The organism is Arthrobacter sp. 08Y14 (genome assembly GCF_002929455.1).
Taxonomy (GTDB): Bacteria; Actinomycetota; Actinomycetes; order Actinomycetales; family Micrococcaceae; genus Arthrobacter_B; species Arthrobacter_B sunyaminii.
The window spans coordinates 20,851-35,879 of sequence record NZ_PJIX01000004.1 but is presented as its reverse complement, the minus strand read 5'-3'; the positions used below and the strand labels follow the sequence as shown (position 1 = coordinate 35,879).

Annotated in this window: 15 protein-coding genes; 4 read left to right on the top strand and 11 right to left on the bottom strand. The window is 65.0% G+C overall.

All coding sequences use genetic code 11. The annotated features are described in order from the left end of the window. Nucleotides 1-45: 45 nt before the first annotated feature. The 7 genes from CXR03_RS16005 to CXR03_RS15975 all read right to left on the bottom strand — a co-directional run bounded on the left by CXR03_RS16005 (nt 46) and on the right by CXR03_RS15975 (nt 7,578). Complete coding sequence (locus CXR03_RS16005) at nt 46-570, bottom strand: MaoC family dehydratase (RefSeq protein WP_368784664.1); 525 nt, start codon at nt 568-570, stop codon at nt 46-48. Between the two features lie 102 nt (nt 571-672). Continuing rightward, complete coding sequence (locus tag CXR03_RS16000; protein WP_104104754.1) at nt 673-1,515, bottom strand: acyl-CoA thioesterase domain-containing protein; 843 nt, start codon at nt 1,513-1,515, stop codon at nt 673-675. Nucleotides 1,516-1,530: 15 nt separating this feature from the next. Then, on the bottom strand, nt 1,531-2,748 hold the full coding sequence (locus CXR03_RS15995) for an acetyl-CoA C-acetyltransferase (RefSeq protein ID WP_104104753.1): 1,218 nt from the start codon (nt 2,746-2,748) through the stop codon (nt 1,531-1,533). A gap of 25 nt (nt 2,749-2,773) precedes the next feature. Continuing rightward, nucleotides 2,774-3,529, bottom strand: coding sequence for a 3-oxoacyl-ACP reductase FabG (gene fabG, locus CXR03_RS15990; RefSeq protein WP_104104752.1), 756 nt, complete (start codon nt 3,527-3,529; stop codon nt 2,774-2,776). Between the two features lie 13 nt (nt 3,530-3,542). Continuing rightward, entirely contained in the window at nt 3,543-4,712 is a 1,170-nt protein-coding gene (locus tag CXR03_RS15985; protein ID WP_104104751.1) for an acyl-CoA dehydrogenase family protein, read from the bottom strand. After that, a complete protein-coding gene (locus CXR03_RS15980) occupies nt 4,709-6,664 on the bottom strand; it encodes an AMP-binding protein (RefSeq protein WP_104104750.1) in 1,956 nt (651 codons plus the stop codon). Before CXR03_RS15980 ends, CXR03_RS15985 begins: the two co-directional genes overlap by 4 nt. Nucleotides 6,665-6,669: 5 nt before the next feature. Beyond that, nucleotides 6,670-7,578 carry a CoA ester lyase gene (locus CXR03_RS15975; protein ID WP_104104749.1) on the bottom strand — a complete coding sequence of 303 codons (909 nt, stop codon included), beginning with the start codon at nt 7,576-7,578 and terminating at the stop codon, nt 6,670-6,672. A 153-nt stretch (nt 7,579-7,731) separates the two neighbouring features. Here CXR03_RS15975 and CXR03_RS15970 point away from each other — a divergent pair, with 153 nt between their 5' ends. From CXR03_RS15970 to CXR03_RS15960, 3 genes are read left to right on the top strand one after another with little or no spacing between them, the layout of a single operon-like run. Beyond that, nucleotides 7,732-8,928 (top strand): CaiB/BaiF CoA-transferase family protein, encoded by a 1,197-nt coding sequence (locus CXR03_RS15970; RefSeq protein WP_104104748.1) that lies wholly within the window; start codon nt 7,732-7,734, stop codon nt 8,926-8,928. Next, complete coding sequence (locus CXR03_RS15965; RefSeq protein WP_258073714.1) at nt 8,912-9,712, top strand: SDR family oxidoreductase; 801 nt, start codon at nt 8,912-8,914, stop codon at nt 9,710-9,712. Before CXR03_RS15970 ends, CXR03_RS15965 begins: the two co-directional genes overlap by 17 nt. Continuing rightward, nucleotides 9,712-10,824 (top strand): CaiB/BaiF CoA-transferase family protein, encoded by a 1,113-nt coding sequence (locus CXR03_RS15960; RefSeq protein ID WP_104104746.1) that lies wholly within the window; start codon nt 9,712-9,714, stop codon nt 10,822-10,824. Before CXR03_RS15965 ends, CXR03_RS15960 begins: the two co-directional genes overlap by 1 nt. Before the next feature lie 162 nt (nt 10,825-10,986). On the opposite strand, the gene CXR03_RS15955 is transcribed toward CXR03_RS15960, so the two are convergent. The 4 genes from CXR03_RS15955 to CXR03_RS15940 all read right to left on the bottom strand — a co-directional run bounded on the left by CXR03_RS15955 (nt 10,987) and on the right by CXR03_RS15940 (nt 14,787). Continuing rightward, on the bottom strand, nt 10,987-12,270 hold the full coding sequence (locus tag CXR03_RS15955; protein WP_104104745.1) for a TRAP transporter large permease: 1,284 nt from the start codon (nt 12,268-12,270) through the stop codon (nt 10,987-10,989). Next, on the bottom strand, nt 12,267-12,977 hold the full coding sequence (locus CXR03_RS15950; RefSeq protein WP_104104744.1) for a TRAP transporter small permease: 711 nt from the start codon (nt 12,975-12,977) through the stop codon (nt 12,267-12,269). The genes CXR03_RS15955 and CXR03_RS15950 overlap by 4 nt, the downstream gene beginning before the upstream one ends. Continuing rightward, nucleotides 12,974-14,026 carry a TRAP transporter substrate-binding protein DctP gene (dctP, locus tag CXR03_RS15945; protein WP_104104743.1) on the bottom strand — a complete coding sequence of 351 codons (1,053 nt, stop codon included), beginning with the start codon at nt 14,024-14,026 and terminating at the stop codon, nt 12,974-12,976. The genes CXR03_RS15950 and dctP overlap by 4 nt, the downstream gene beginning before the upstream one ends. Nucleotides 14,027-14,385: 359 nt before the next feature. Then, nucleotides 14,386-14,787 carry an ATP-binding protein gene (locus CXR03_RS15940; protein ID WP_181034657.1) on the bottom strand — a complete coding sequence of 134 codons (402 nt, stop codon included), beginning with the start codon at nt 14,785-14,787 and terminating at the stop codon, nt 14,386-14,388. 65 nt (nt 14,788-14,852) lie between these two features. On the opposite strand from CXR03_RS15940, the gene CXR03_RS18375 reads away from it, so the two are divergent. Continuing rightward, nucleotides 14,853-15,014, top strand: a complete 162-nt coding sequence (locus CXR03_RS18375) for a hypothetical protein (protein WP_181034656.1) — start codon at nt 14,853-14,855, stop codon at nt 15,012-15,014. Nucleotides 15,015-15,029: the final 15 nt, after the last annotated feature.

The following is a 15,029-nucleotide window of genomic DNA, read 5'->3' as shown; positions in this document are numbered from 1 at the left end:
TGACGGGCGGCCGGCTCCCGGCCCTTCCGGACCGTTTTACATCCGTTAGGCGCTGATGCTTTCCTCCACGGCCGAGCGCTTGAGCATGAGGCCGGCGCGGATACAGTCCACCACCACCTCATCGCGCTGATTGATTCCCTGATGCCGGAAAGTGACAATGCCGGAGTCGTTCCGGCTCTTGGATTCCCGCATACGCAGCACTTCAGTCCGCACCCGGATCGTGTCACCGTAAAACACCGGGCCGGGGAACTTGGTTTCCTCGAATCCGAGGTTGCCCAAGGTTGTTCCCTGCGTGGTGTCCTGCATGCAGATGCCCGTGACGAGGCCGAGGGTGAAAAGGCTGTTCACCAGCGGCTGGCCGTAGATGGACTTCTTGGCGTATTCATAGTCCAGGTGCAGGGGCGCCAGGTTCAGTGTCATGGCGCAGAACTGCATGTTGTCGAATTCGGTTACCGTCCGCCGGGTCGCATGGTCAAACACCATGCCCACTTGGAATTCCTCGTAATACAGTCCGGCCATTTCCTGTTCCTCTCGCTTGTTCCCGGAACCATGGGGTGATCCGAGATGTATTGGGCCGCGAACATCTGCCCTTTGCTAACCGGCAGGCGCTGTTCGCAATAAATATATTATACATAAGATATGGTTCTGTGGACCCGGAGATGCTGTCCTTTCCTAGCCGGAGACCCGTTCGAGCGGTGCCTTGGTTTTCGGATTCACCGCGTGCTCGGCATTGCCCAGGGCCACAGTGGTTACCGTGCCGCACCTGCCGCGGTTGTCGAACATGGCCGACGTGCCGATGGCGGCTCCGCCTGCCTCGTGGCGGTCCAGGGCGAACAGGCCCACACCGCCGGCGTCCGGGACGCGGCTGAGCGCCAGGGTGATGTCGGCGTTGATGTGCTGGAGACCGGTGTCGCCCCAGTTGGAGACGATGTTGGCGGCATCGGCGACGTAAGCGGCGACGACGAATCCGCTGGCCGCCTCCCCTCGCACCACCGGCAAGGCAAGGTGCCACACGCCGCGGCGTGCCGGGGACTCCGGCGCGTCGTCGACCTGGGCCCACCCGGTTTCCCCGGCATAAAACAGCCTCAGATCCTCGGAGGTCGGCTGCAGCTGCGGCGCCTGGGGCAGCTCGGAATCGTCCTGCTGCCATACGGTGCCGCCGGGTGGCGGCAGCGCGGCGGCGAGCACGGTGCTGGACCGGGCCACAGCCACGTCATCCTGGATCAGGACCGCGTCGATCACGCACAGTTTCCGCCCCCGGCGCACAACCGAGGTCACCACCCGGCTCTCAACTGCCGGAGCCGGCCGGAACAGGTCGGCGGTGAAACGCACCGGAGAGAACCGCGCTTCCGCACCCAGGCCGGCAGCGCAGGCCTCGGTGCCCCGGGCGAGCAGCCCCGTTACCGCCATGCCCCGCAGCAGGCCGGTGCCCCAGCCGCTGCGGGACCGCGGCAGGGGAGAAAAGACCTCCCCTGCCTCCCGGGCCGCGATGTCAAACAGTGCCTCGTCATCCACCTCCGCAGCCCAGCCTCAGGGATTGCTGACGCGTTCGAAAACCGCAGCGATTCCCTGGCCGCCACCGATGCATATGGTCTCCAGCGCGTAGCGCCCGTTCCGGCGCTCCAGCTCGCGGAGCATCGTTGCCAGGATCCGGACGCCGGTGGCGCCCACAGGGTGTCCAAGGGAAATTCCCGACCCGTTGACGTTGAACCGGTCAAAGTCCGCGGCGGTGAAGTTCCAGGCCTTGGTGACGGCAAGGGCCTGCGCGGCGAAGGCCTCATTGACCTCGATCAGGTCCATCTCCGAGAGGCTCAGCCCCGCCCGCCCGAGGGCCCGCTCGGTGGCGGGAACCGGGCCGATTCCCATTCGGGCAGGTTCGACGCCGGCAACGGCCCAGCTGGCCAGTCGGGCCAGCGGCTTCAGACCGAGCTGCTCGGCGCGCTCCGGCGTGGTGACGATGCAGGCGGCGGCCCCGTCATTCTGGCCGCTGGCGTTGCCGGCCGTCACTGTCGACTCCGGGTCGATTCCGGCCCGGACGGCCTTAAGGTTGCCCAGCGCTTCCCGGTCAATGTCCGGCCGCGGGTGCTCGTCCCGGTCCACAACAACCGTTCCTTTTCGGCCCTTCACCTCAACCGGAACTATCTCCTCGGCGAAGCGTCCCTCTTCATGGGCGGCGACGGCGCGCCGGTGCGATGCGAACGCCAGATCGTCCTGCTCCTGGCGCGTCACGGAGTATTCCCGCCGCAGGTTCTCGGCTGTCTCCAGCATCCCGCCGGGAACGGGGTACTGGCTGCCGCCGGCCGTGACCCGGCCACGCGCGATCCGGTCCATCAGCGGCGTCTGGTCACCGCGCAGGCCGAACCGCAGACCGAGCGCATAGTGCTCAGCCTGGCTCATGCTTTCGGCGCCACCGGCAATGACGAGGTCCGCCGCCCCGGTCTGCACCCGCATCGCCGCATCGACAACGGCCTGCAGACCCGAGCCGCAGCGCCGGTCAAGCTGAATGCCCGGCGTCGTGACAGCCAGCCCGGCGTCCAGCGCCGCCACCCGCCCAATCGCCGGAGCCTCGCCGTTGGGATAGCACTGACCGAAGATCACGTCGTCCACATCATCGGCGTTGATGCGGGTTCGGGCCACCAGTTCCTTCAGGACAGTTGCCGCAAGTTCCACCGCGGTAACGGCCTTGAAGACACCACCGTAGCGGCCCACCGGCGTACGCAGCGGCTCGCAGATTACGGCATCTCTCATGAATTCTTCCTTTCTCGGGACCGGCTCAAATGCCGCGTCCACCAGTAACTTCGAGCACTGCGCCATTGATGTAGGAGGCCATCGGCGAAGCGAGGAACACCGCGGCGTCAGCCACTTCCTCGGGCTCACCGGCACGGGCCAGCGGGACCTCGGCCTCCTTCGCCGCGAAGATCTCGGGTTTCATCGCCAACGTCATGTCGGTCCGGACGAGGCCGGGCTGAATGGCGTTCACTCGAACTCCCGCGGGGCCAAGTTCCTTCGCGGCCGCCTTAGTCAGGCCGATCAGGCCGGCCTTGGCCGCGGAGTAGTTGGTCTGGCCCGGGTTGCCGATCTTTCCCGACAGGGACGACATATTGATGATGGAGCCGCTCCCCTGCTTCCGGAAAAGCGGGGAAACAGCCCGGATCCCGAGCCACGCGCCCTTGAGGCTGATGTCCAGGACGGCGTCGTAATCGTCTTCGGAGAGGCGGTTGATATAGCCGTCGCGGGTGACCCCGGCGTTGTTGACCAGGATGTCGAGCCCGCCGAACCGGGACAGGGCGAGGGCGGCCACCTTGTCCTGGTCGGCCCCGGAAGCGACGTTGCAGGCCACGGCAATGACCGGAGCGTCGGCTTTCACCAGTTCGGCAATCGCCTGATTGGCTTTGTCCTCGTCGATGTCGGCTATCACCACGTTGGCGCCGTGGGCCAGGAACCGCCGGGCCGTGGCCAGCCCGATTCCCTGCCCGGCTCCGGTGATTACCGCGGTTTTCCCCAGCAGCAGTGCTCCCGCTCCGTTCATCGTCAGCTCCCTGTCAGTAGGACTTCGGCAGGCCGAGGACCTTGGTTGATACGTAATTGAGGACCATCTCCTGGGAGACGGGGGCCACCTTCAACAGCCGGGACTCACGCCACAGGCGCTCAATGTGGTATTCCTTCGCGTAGGAATACCCGCCGAACGTTTGCATGGCCCGGTCGCAGGCCTGGAAGCCGGCCTCGCTGCCCAGGAACTTGGAGGCATTCGCCTCGCGGCCGCAGGGCAGCTTCGAGTCGTACAGCTCCGCCGCCTTGAGGCAGATCGTTTCCGCCGCCTCGAGCCGGATCCACGAGTCCGCCAACGGATGGGCCACGGCCTGGTTCTTGCCGATCGGGCGGTCAAACACCACCCGCTCGTTGGCGTACCGGACCGCCATGTCCAGGGCCGCGCGGCCCAGGCCCGTCATCTCCATGCCGACGACGATGCGTTCCGGGTTCAGGCCGTCGAGCAGGTAGGAGAAACCCTTGCCCACTTCCCCGACCACCTGGTCGTCGCGGATGAACAGGTCATCGATGAACAGTTCGTTGGAGTCGATGGCCGAGCGGGCCATCTTCTTGATTTCACGGACCAGGATTCGTTCCCGGTTAAGTTCGGTGAAGAACAGGGTCATGCCCTCAAAGGGTTTTTCCTCGTTCCGCGGCGACGTCCGGGCCAGCAGGAGGATCCGCTGGGCATTCTGGGCGTTGGTGATCCAGATCTTGTGGCCGTTCACCACCCAGCCGCCGTCGGCCTTGACTGCCTTGGTGGTGATGCGGGATGTATCCACGCCGGCGCTGGGTTCGGTGACGCCGAAGGCCATCAGCAGCTCGCCCTTGGCGATCTGCGGCAGGAATTCACGCTTCATCTCCTCGGAGCCGTGCCGGATGACCGGGCCCGGCGGGAAGATGTAGAAGTGCAGGGCCGAGGCGGCGGCGGCCCCGCCGGAGCGGGCCGCCTCCTGCAGCATGATGGAGGATTCGGTCAGGCCCAGGCCCAGGCCGCCGTACTCCTCCGGGATCATGGCGCCGAGCCACCCGGCGTCGCCGAAGGCCCGGACGAACTCCCAGGGGTACGTCCCGGTGGCGTCCTTGTCGGCCCAGTACTCGTGGTCGAAGCCCTGGGCGATTTGCCGGGCGTGCTGACGCACCTCGTCGAGGGCGGCCACGCGGTCATGATCAACGACGGTCATTGTTCTGCTCCAATTGGGTTAAGGGTTGGAATGTCTGTCATGGGTGTTGCGGGGTCAAGCGCGGACAGGTCGCCGGGGTCTGTCCCCAGAAACCGCGACCGGATGGCGCGCCGCATGATTTTGCCGTTCTTGGTCTTGGGCACCGAGCCGACGAAGTGCAGCGAGGGTGCGAAGGACCGGCCGACGTTCGCGACGGCGGTGGCCGTGATGTCGGTGAGGTCGCCGTGCGGTTGGCGGAGCACGATAAACGCAGCGACCCGCTGGCCGCGCTGCTCGTCGGGCACCCCCACGGCGGCGGCTTCGAGGATCCGGGCGTCCTTCAGCAGTGCCGTTTCGATTTCGGAGGGGCCCACCCGCCGGCCGGAGACCTTGATGGTGTCGTCGGACCGGCCGTGAAGGCGCCAGCCGTTTTCCGTGTCGACGCTGGCGAGGTCGCCCTGGACCCAGACCTTTGGCCAGCGGTTCCAGTAGGTCTCGAGGTAGCGTTTCCGGTCCTGCCAGAAGGCATGGGTCATGCCCGGCCACGTGTTCAGCACCGCGAGCTGGCCGTGCTCTCCCGCAACGGGCCGGCCGGTCTCGTCCAGCACGGCTGCGTCCATCCCCGGCAGCGGACCGTTGAATCCCCCTGCTGACATCGGCAGGAAGGGATAGGCGACCAGGATTCCGCCGCCCGTTTCCGTGCCGCCGGTGTAGTTGACGATCGGCCGCTGCTTTGCGCCCACCTCGTCAAAGAGCCAGTGCCAGGTGGAGTCGTCCCAGGGCTCGCCCGTGGAGGCAAATGACCGGATGGTGCCGATGTCGGCCCGGACCGGTTCATCGTGTGAACGGACCAGGCGCGCCGCCGTCGGGGCAACGCCCTGGAAGGTGACCTTGTTCCGCTCTGCGACCTCCCACAGCCGCTGCGGCGTGGGATAATCCGGAACCCCTTCGGTCATGACCACAGTGGCCCCCAGCTGGAGGGAACCGATGATCAGGAGGGGGCCGAGCATCCAGCCCATGTCCGCTATCCACGCGATGACGTCGTCTTGGTGGATGTCGAATCCGTAAGCGAAGTCCGTGGCACCCTTGACGAGGAACCCTGCGTGGGACAGGACGATTCCCTTGGGGGATCCCGTGGTGCCGGACGTGTAGATGATGGTCAGCGGGTCGTTGGATTCCGTGTCCGCCAGGACGCTGGTGCCGGGGTCGCCCTGCGCATCGTCCCAGGACACGTCACGTCCCGCGGTCATTTGCACGGCACTGTCGAGGTTGCGGACGACGACGACGGTGCTGATGTTCGGCGCCTCGGCGACCGCGGCGTCCGCCGTCGCCTTCAGGTCGATCGTCTTGCCCCGGCGCGTGGTGCCGTCGGCCGTAATCAGTACCGCGGCCCCGGAATCCCGCAGGCGCACGGCCAGTGCCTCCACGCCCAGCCCGGTGAAGGCCGGGACCGCGATGGCGCCGATCCGAGCAGCGGCGAGGAAGGCGACGGTGGCCTCGGGAACCACGGGCATGAACAGGACAACCCGGTCCCCGCGGCGGACGCCCAGCTCGTCCAGGCCCGCGGCGAATGCCCGTACCTGCTCATCCAGGGCCCGGTATGTCAGGGAGCGGCGCTTGCCGTTGTCGGCCTCGTACACCACCGCTTCCTTATCCGCTATCGGCCCGTCGGCGTGGCGGTGCGCGCAGAGCTGTGCCGCGTTGATGCGGCCGTTGGGGAACCAAACGGGAAATTCGTGGCCTTTGCCGGCATCCAGGACAGCGTCAAACGGCGCCGAGAACTCGATGTCAAGATCCTCCACAACAGCACGCCAGAACCACTCTGGGTCCTGGACGGCTCGGCCATGGAGGTCCTCCAAGCTGTCGAAGCCCCATCGGTGCATGGCCGCCAGCAGCCGGCTTCGCTTCCGTCGGTCGGCAGCCGGCCGCCAGGCCGGGGCAGCGCCGGCGGCGAACGCCTGGGAAGCAACCATTGCGCTCACTTCGTCCCGGCGGCGCCGGCACCGGCGAGCTGATCGGCGTAGGCCACCACCTCGCGGGCGGTCTTGATGTGCGCGTAGTCAATGTGCATGCCCTCATAGCGGACCGCTGCGGCGCCGGAAGCCTCGGCCGTTTCAAAGGCCGAGATCATCCCGCGGTAGAAGTTCACCTCGAACTCGGTCGGGCTGAATACCTCGTTGGCCAGGGCCACGTGGGAGGGGTGGATCAGCACCTGGCCGCGGAAGCCGAGCTGGCGGTTCTGCACGGAGAAGTTCCGCGCGCCCTCGTGGTCTTCGAGGTCCTGCCATACGCCAACGAGCGGGAATTCGAGCCCGGCGGCACGGGAGGCCAGGATGATCCTGCTCCGGAGGTAGATCGTCTCGAGGCCGCCCGGGGTGAATTGGAAGCCGAGGGACCGGGAGACGTCGGCGTCTCTGGCGGTCCCGGCAAACAGCGCCTCCACGCGCGGTGACGCAATGGCCATCGCGTCACAATCCGCGTACGCCTCCGCGGTTTCGAAGTTGAGGATGAACTTGATCGTCCCCTCCTCGACGCCGTTGCGGCGCTCGTAGTGGGTGACGAGGGCATCGGCGTGCATGACGTCACGGGCGCCGTAGGTCTTCGGCAGGGCAAATCCGGTGAGTCCGGGGATTGCCACCTTTTCAATGTCATCGCCGGTCATCCCGGTTTCCAGCGCATTGACCCGAACGTAAATCGGAATATCGGAACCGCTGTCCCGCACGCGGCGGATCGATGCCGCGACGACGTCGCGCGCCTCCGTCTTATGGGACTCCGGGACGGAATCCTCGAGGTCGATCAAGAGACCGTCGACTCCCGACGCGATCGCCTTCTCCACCCAGGTGCCGCGATGTCCCGGCACAAACAGCAGTGAACGTAGTGGTTTCATCTTGCCTCCTCAGGCCGCTTGCCGTTGATCGTACATAATATAAGATGTACTAGCAAGCAGATGGTTCGGCTGTGCGAAGTGAAAAATATCGTACATAGTTGGTCTTGGCGCTGGTCGTCGCAGGGAAATCGTCGTAGGGGAAAGAGGGCAGCGATGCAGGAAAAGCCGTTGGCAGGAATCCGCGTCTTGGAATTTGGCGGGTATATCGCCGCTCCGTACGCGACGTCGCTCCTCGCGTCACTGGGCGCGGAGGTCATTAAGATTGAACGCCCGGTAGTGGGTGAGGATTTTCGGCGCGGAGTGGACAACAAAAGTCCGTACTTCATTCAGTACAACGGAGGCAAGCGCTCCGCCGCCGTGGACCTCAAGGACCCGCAGGGCATCGAATTCGTCCGGCGCCTGATCCCGACCGCCGACGTGATCGTCGAGAACCTCAGGCCGGGAAAAATGGATGCCCTGGGGCTGGGCCGGGACGCATGCACCGAACTCCGCGCGGACCTGGTCTATGTCTCCGTCACCGGGTTCGGGAATGACGGGCCGCTGGCCCAGCGCCCCGCCTACGACATGATCGGCCAGGCTTTCGGCGGAATGATCTCACTGCTTAGCGACAAGGGAGCCATGCAGCTCACCGGCACATGCCTGGCCGACCTGGTCACCGGGCTGTCCACCACGGCCGGAATCCTGGCCGCCCTTGTGGCCCGGGGCCGGGGGGCCGGCGGCCAGCACGTCGAAACCTCCATCGCAGAGGCCATGAGCACTGTGACCGTGGATTCAGTGACCCAGTACTACGAGGACGGCAAGAAGGACCCGCACCGCCAAAGCCGCCACCCGCAGGCAAACAACTTCGTCTTCCGGACGGCGACCGAGGATTTCCTGACCGTCCACCTCTCCTCCTCCCAGAAATTCTGGCGCAGCTTCCTGCACGCCATCGGGCGGGAGGATCTGGCCGTGGACGAGCGGTTCGCCAACTATGCGGACCGCGTCCGGAACTACTTCGAACTGGCTCCGATGCTCGCGGAAACCCTGGCGACCCGTCCCGCCGCGGAATGGGAGGAGCGGCTCATTGAACACGATGTCCCCTTCTCGCCGGTCCACACGATTTCCTCCCTGCAGGAGGACCCGCAGATGAAATGGCTCGATCTGTACGAGCCCGAAACGGACGGCGTGGCGCAGGTCCGCCCGCCTTGGCGGTTCGACGGCGAACGGCCCCACCGGGACCTGCCGGCTCCGCGGGTGGGCGAACATACCCTCGAGATCGCAGCGGAGGTCTGCCCGCCGGAAGAGGTCGAGGAGCTTCTGGCTTCCGGCGTCATTTACACACAGGAGAGTGAATATGTCAGCAGCAACTGAACCAATGGATATCGCCGGGCTTTTCGACGTGCGGGGCAAGGTGGTGCTCGTCACCGGCGGGTCCCGCGGCATCGGACGGGCCATTGCCGAGGGCCTGGTCCGGGCGGGCGCCAAAGTCTACATCGGCGGGCGGAACGTCCAGCGGTGCGAGGAAGCCGCCGCCGAGCTGTCCGCCTTCGGGACCTGCCTGCCCCTTCCCGGGGAGCTGAATGACGCGGCGACGGCGCAGGCGCTGGCCGCTTCGTTCTCCCGTCTGGAATCCCGCTTGGACGTGTTGATCAACAATGCGGGAACGATGTGGGCGGCCCCCATCGATGAGTACCCGGAGGCCGGGTGGGACAAGGTGTATGACATCAACGTCAAGTCCGTCTTCTTCCTCATTCAGTCCCTCCTGCCCCTGCTGAGGGCTGCAGCCTCAGTGGAGGAACCGGCCCGCATCATCAACGTCGGGTCGATCCAGGGTTTTGCCCTCTCCCCGCATGAAACCTACGCCTACTCCTCCTCCAAGGCCGCCGTGCACCATCTGACCAAGGTGCTGGCCGAACGGCTGACCCGGGAGAACATCACGGTCAATGCCATTGCTCCGGGCATCTACCCGAGCAAGATGGTGGCCGGAACGGTTGAACGCGACGGGGAGGAATCCGTCCTCGGACGGGTCCCGATGGGACGGCTGGGAAAGCCGACGGACCTTGCGGGAGCGGCGGTCTTCCTCTCGGCCCCGTGTTCCTCCTACGTCACGGGCACGGTGCTGCCGGTCGACGGCGGCGTGGGAACGCTGCACTGATGCCCGGGCCGCTGGAGGGCGTTCGGGTCCTGGCCCTGGCAGGCCTCGGCCCGGGCCCCTTTGCGAGCATGCTGCTCGCCGATCTCGGTGCCGACGTCGTGCGCGTCGACCGCCCGCCGCACCGCCTCGCCCGCGCCCTGGGCCAGACTGCTGAGTTCACGGCCCGGCAGGACGTGGTGAATCGGGGCACCCGCTCCATTGCCCTGGACCTGAAGTCATCCGAGGGTGTTTCCCGGGTGCTCGAGCTGGCGGCTGAGGCCGACGTCTTTATGGAGGGCTTCCGGCCCGGGGTCACTGAGCGCCTGGGCCTGGGCCCTGAAGCGCTCCTGCAGGCCAACGCCCGGATTGTCTATTCACGGCTCACCGGCTTTGGGCAGGACTCCGAATTCGCCGCCACCGCCGGCCATGACATCAATTACCTGGCCGAGTCGGGGGCGCTGCATTCCATGGGCGGGGAGGGCCTGCGCCCGAAGCCTCCGCTCAACCTCCTGGGCGACTATGCGGGCGGAGGCCTGCTGGCCGCCTTCGGTATTGTCTCCGCGGTGCTCCGGGCCCGCACCACCGGAGAGGGACAGGTGGTTGATGCCGGCATGGTGGACGGGGTCGCGCTGCTCACCGCCAAGCTTCAAGGCCTGCGGGCCGCCGGCCTGCTCAGCGACCTCCCCGGCACGAATTTTATCGATTCCGGTGCGCCGTTCTATGACACCTACAAATGCTCCGACGGCCGGTACCTTGCCGTGGGAGCCTTGGAGTCCGACTTTTACCGGCAGTTCCTCTCCGGGCTCGGCGTGGATACGGACGGGTGGCCGGACCAGAACGACGAGTCATCGTGGCCGGAACTGCGCCGGCGCATCTCGGAGGCCGTCAAAGAGCGGACCATGCGCGAATGGGCCGGGATTTTCGATTCCCTGGACGCCTGCGTCAGCCCCGTTCTGACTTTTGACGAGGCAGCGCAGCGCCACCACAAGCGCGGTCTCTATGCCGAGCTTGACGGAGCTCTCCAGCCCGCGCCGGCACCACGTTTCAGCCGGACGCCGGCCCGGCCGCCGGCAACACCGGATGAGAATCTGCTGGATGTCGGCGAGCTGCTTGCCAGCTGGCGCAGGAGCTGATTCCGGCCGGCACGCGGTGCGTCCGTCAGGACCCCCACATAGAAGAAGGCCTGGGGCGGGTAGCCAAGCTACCCGCCCCAGGCCTTCTTTTGTTGTTTGTTGTTCGATACCTCGGTGCAGTCCGGCAGGATGCCGCGGGGGACGGCATCCTGCCGGACACACCTACATGGTGTTGGGCAGCCAGGTCACGATGCCCGGGAACAGGATGAACAGGATCGCAACCGCAATCATTGAAATGATGTAGGGAACAGCTCCCCTGAACACCTCTTCTGTCGGCCGCTTGGCGGTCTTGGCGACGATGAACACGTTCAGGCCCAGGGGCGGGCTGATCAGGCCGATTTCGCCCATCAGCACCACGAAAATGCCGAACCAGATCGCGTCGTAGCCGAGGGTTTCCACCACGGGCAGCATGATCGGCACGGTGAGCGCCACAATCGCCGCCTGATCCATGAAGAAGCCCAGGACAACATAGAAGGCCGTAATGAAGAACATGATCACCAGGGGATGCACGCCGAGGGATTCCACCCAGCCGACGATTTCGTCAGTTACCCCGGTCTCCGTGATGAAGTGGCCGAAGATGAACGCGCCGATGATGATCGCGAAGATCATCGAACTCGACTTCACGGTTTCGATCACCGCGCCCAACAGGCCCTGCACGGTCATCTTGCCGCTCAGCAAAAGCAGAACGAAGGCAGAGAGGCACCCGATCGCCGCGGCCTCCGTGGGGGTGGCGATGCCGAAGTAGATGCCGCCGATCACCGCGCCGAAGATCAGGACGATCGGAATAGCACCCTTGCTCTGCCGGATCTTGTCCATCCATCCAACGCGCTGACCCTTGGGCATGGCCTCCGGGTCGCGCAGCATGGTGATGTACATCGTCAGGAGCAGTGCGGCTGCGATGATCAGACCGGGAACGAATCCGGCAATGATCATGTCGCCGACATTAGCCTCCGCCGTGATCGCATAGAACACCAGGATGATGCTCGGCGGGATCATGCCCGCGAGCGTGCCCACGGAGGCGACGATGCCCGTGGCCGTCGTCGGCTTATATCCCTCCTCGATCATCTTCACGGAGGTGGTCTGGGCGAGTGTCGCGGCGGAGGCTGTCGACGAGCCCGACACCGCGGCAAAGGCGACGCCCGCAACGGTGGACGCGACGCCGGTGCCGCCCGGGGTGCGTCCAAGCAGCGCCTGGGCCGCTGCGAAGAGCTTGTCCACCAGTCCGGACTGCAGCATCAGGTGGGCCATAAAGATGAACAGCGGAATGGCGGAGAGCGAAAAGCTCTGCACAGCATCAGCCGGGGCCACCATCAGGACTCCGAACACCGCTCCCGGTTCCATGATGGCAAGAAGGCCAACGAAACCGGTGAAGATGATCGTGAAGGCGACCGGCACCCTGCAGACAATCAGGGCAATGAGCAGAAAGATCATGAGCAGGGCTATCATCTGGCGTCCTTCGAGTTGGCCATCAGCTCAGTGGGCGACGGGGAGCGGTCCGCGGAGGGCTGGGGTGCCGGCGGCGGGGAATCGGGCAGTACGTCCTCGACCAGGTCACCCGGGTCGTAGTCGGTGCTGGGCTGGTCCCACGGGCTGAGCAGTTCGCGGAAGAGGTCCACGAGGACCAGCACCAATCCCAGCGCTGACGCGATGGGGATGTATGCCTTCCAGACGGCGGCGGGGATGGGGAGGTCCGCGCCGCCGGGGAGGGCCTGCTGCCCGGTCTCCAGTGCGAAGAGTGTGTCCTGTGTGCCTGCAATCAGAAGCACGGTGAACCCCAGCGCCACGATGCTATGGCTCATCAGCATCAGAAGCTTTTGGATCCGCAGGGAGAAGCGGTTGTAGACGGATGCCACGGCGACATGCGCGCCGCTTCGGTACGCTGCGACCATTCCAAAGAAGGCGGCAGCGAGCATAAGGTGGGTTTCGATGAAGGACACCGTCCAGCCCAGCGGACTGTCGAAGAGGGTGCGTCCCGCGACGTCGACCAGGGTCAGCACGACCATCACTGTGATGGCCAGGCCTGCCGCGTAGCCACACACAGCGGAGATGGTGTTCTGCATGCGTTCCAGACGCGGATACTCCCCGGTCAGGTAGCCGAAGCGGGTCCGCTCCGCCGCGCCCTGCCGGAAGGGGTGGACAACTATGCTGGTCATGACTGCTCCTCCTTCAGCCGGCGCTGGAATTCCGCGTAGACCTCGCGTGACGGCGATCCACGCGATTCCAGGACGGACAGCCACTCCTCGTGGACCGGCTCCAGTCGGTCAATCCAGGCTTCGCGCTGTTCCGGCGTAATCTCTGTCAGCTCCACACCCGCGTCGACCAGGACCTGATCCATCCTTTCGTCGGCATCGATTTGTGCCTGGCAGCCCTCGGTCTGGGCCAGCAGGGAGGCACCGTCGAAGACCTCCTGCTGTTCCGGCGTCAGCTCCTCCCATGTTTCAATGCTGATTCCAAACCCGCTTGTCAGGTTAACCAGGTTTGCGCCGTCGGTGGCGTAGTGGACCACGTCCTGCAAGCCGTATTCAGGGATGCTCAGGGGTGCCATCAGGGCGCCGGTGACTGTGCCCCGTGATATGGCCTCGTAGATGTCGGAACCCGGAATGTTGACGGGCGCCGCGTTGTAATGCTTGAGGACACGATCCGAAACTCCGCCTGCCGAACGCAGCAGCGTGCCCTCCAGATCCGCAGCGGATTCAACTTTTTTGCCCTTGGTTACCACTTCGTAGCCAACGATCGGCATGGTAAAGAGGGGGCGCACCCCCATTGCCTTGAATTCCTCCTCGTAGAGGATGCCGCCCTCCCGCATCATCGGCATCAGGGCGTCCAGCGCTGCGCAGGGATCATCACTGATTCCCGGCAGGTCGGCCACAGCGGACAACGGCAGCTGCGTCGGCTGGTTGGAAGGGACCATCTGCCCCATATCAACGACCCCGGTCCGCATGAGCGTCAGATGATCCTTGGTCGATCCAATGGTTCCGGGAGGCAGCCGCCGGATCTCAATGCCGACCGCCTCACCGTGTTCCTCCAGGTACTTCAGAAACGGCTGGACCGTCCCGGCTCCGAGCGGATGCTTCTCAGAAAACCCATCCGCAAAGGTCAGGACCACGTTCGGCGACGACTCCTCCATTGGAGCGGCGCACCCCGCCAGACCCAGCGACATGGTGACTGCACAGGCAGCAGATAATCTCGCGGTTTTTAGCATATGGAAACTGGCTCCTTACTTCATCAAATCAGGACACCCCCGTGCGGGTTCAGACACGTTTCATTCCGTATGCAGATGCGACCGGCCGCTGGGGGTGCAGCCGAGCCGCATGCAACCTGAAGCCGCTGACCCACTTTCAGCATCATATATTTTACAGGATCTAAACACCAGAGTTATCTGTGTCTATTGTCACAATCAGTGAAATCGGATAGGCCATGCTCGGTAACATCCGGGTCGGGATTCAATGAACAGGCTGCCCGCTCCGAGGAAACCGCTTCACTCGCCATGTGACATTGCGGCGCTGACCCTGTCCTAGCCAAATCCCCAAGGGGCATCACCGCAGAGATATGGAGTCCGCCCTAGCGCCGTGCGGTGATGGTGAGGGCTCCGTCATGCACCTGGACAATGCTCCGAACGATGCTCAGTACCAAACCGACGCCGGCTTGATCCGAGCACGCGTTTCGTGCCGCACTGGAACGGTTCGGCATGCGTCGAGACCAGTTCGGACGATAGTTTTTACCCGGGTTCTCCACCACGAGTTCGACGCTACCGGGGTGCAACTCAGCACACACCCGCACCGTGCCGCCGTCGGGCAGATGGTGGCTGAACGCGTTGTGCAGGAGGTTGATGGCCACCTGCAGCAGCAGCGCCCGGGAGCCGATGGCGGGAGCGACCCTGCCGTGGACCAGGAGCGGATGCGGCGCTTCTCGGCCAGGGCAGCAGGGTTTCCGTTGCTTCATCCACAAGGAGGGACGGGTCATTCGGTTCGCGGACGTTTCATCATTTCCCCCAGCACCAGACAACAAGAGAAAGCGGCGATACATCGATGGGGCACCACGAAGTACTGGACATTTACAACCGCCTGTGGACTCCCCGGCATGATCCGGTCCTGACGATCAGCAGCGGTGACACCATCAGTTTTGAGGGCAGGGACGCAGCGGACGGGCAGCTGGACGACTACCGCAACGGATCCCATCCCCGACGGTGATCCCGCCCGAAGCTA

What these genes read in the sequence shown, in the direction of transcription:
- CXR03_RS15995 (WP_104104753.1), bottom strand. Translation starts at nt 2,748, where the DNA reads ATGAGAGATGCCGTAATCTGCGAGCCGCTGCGTACGCCGGTGGGCCGC.
- fabG (WP_104104752.1), bottom strand. Translation starts at nt 3,529, where the DNA reads ATGAACGGAGCGGGAGCACTGCTGCTGGGGAAAACCGCGGTAATCACC.
- CXR03_RS15985 (WP_104104751.1), bottom strand. Translation starts at nt 4,712, where the DNA reads ATGACCGTCGTTGATCATGACCGCGTGGCCGCCCTCGACGAGGTGCGT.
- CXR03_RS15980 (WP_104104750.1), bottom strand. Translation starts at nt 6,664, where the DNA reads ATGGTTGCTTCCCAGGCGTTCGCCGCCGGCGCTGCCCCGGCCTGGCGG.
- CXR03_RS15975 (WP_104104749.1), bottom strand. Translation starts at nt 7,578, where the DNA reads ATGAAACCACTACGTTCACTGCTGTTTGTGCCGGGACATCGCGGCACC.
- CXR03_RS15970 (WP_104104748.1), top strand. Translation starts at nt 7,732, where the DNA reads ATGCAGGAAAAGCCGTTGGCAGGAATCCGCGTCTTGGAATTTGGCGGG.
- CXR03_RS15965 (WP_258073714.1), top strand. Translation starts at nt 8,912, where the DNA reads ATGTCAGCAGCAACTGAACCAATGGATATCGCCGGGCTTTTCGACGTG.
- CXR03_RS15960 (WP_104104746.1), top strand. Translation starts at nt 9,712, where the DNA reads ATGCCCGGGCCGCTGGAGGGCGTTCGGGTCCTGGCCCTGGCAGGCCTC.
- CXR03_RS15955 (WP_104104745.1), bottom strand. Translation starts at nt 12,270, where the DNA reads ATGATAGCCCTGCTCATGATCTTTCTGCTCATTGCCCTGATTGTCTGC.
- CXR03_RS15950 (WP_104104744.1), bottom strand. Translation starts at nt 12,977, where the DNA reads ATGACCAGCATAGTTGTCCACCCCTTCCGGCAGGGCGCGGCGGAGCGG.
- dctP (WP_104104743.1), bottom strand. Translation starts at nt 14,026, where the DNA reads ATGCTAAAAACCGCGAGATTATCTGCTGCCTGTGCAGTCACCATGTCG.
- CXR03_RS15940 (WP_181034657.1), bottom strand. Translation starts at nt 14,787, where the DNA reads ATGACCCGTCCCTCCTTGTGGATGAAGCAACGGAAACCCTGCTGCCCT.
- CXR03_RS18375 (WP_181034656.1), top strand. Translation starts at nt 14,853, where the DNA reads ATGGGGCACCACGAAGTACTGGACATTTACAACCGCCTGTGGACTCCC.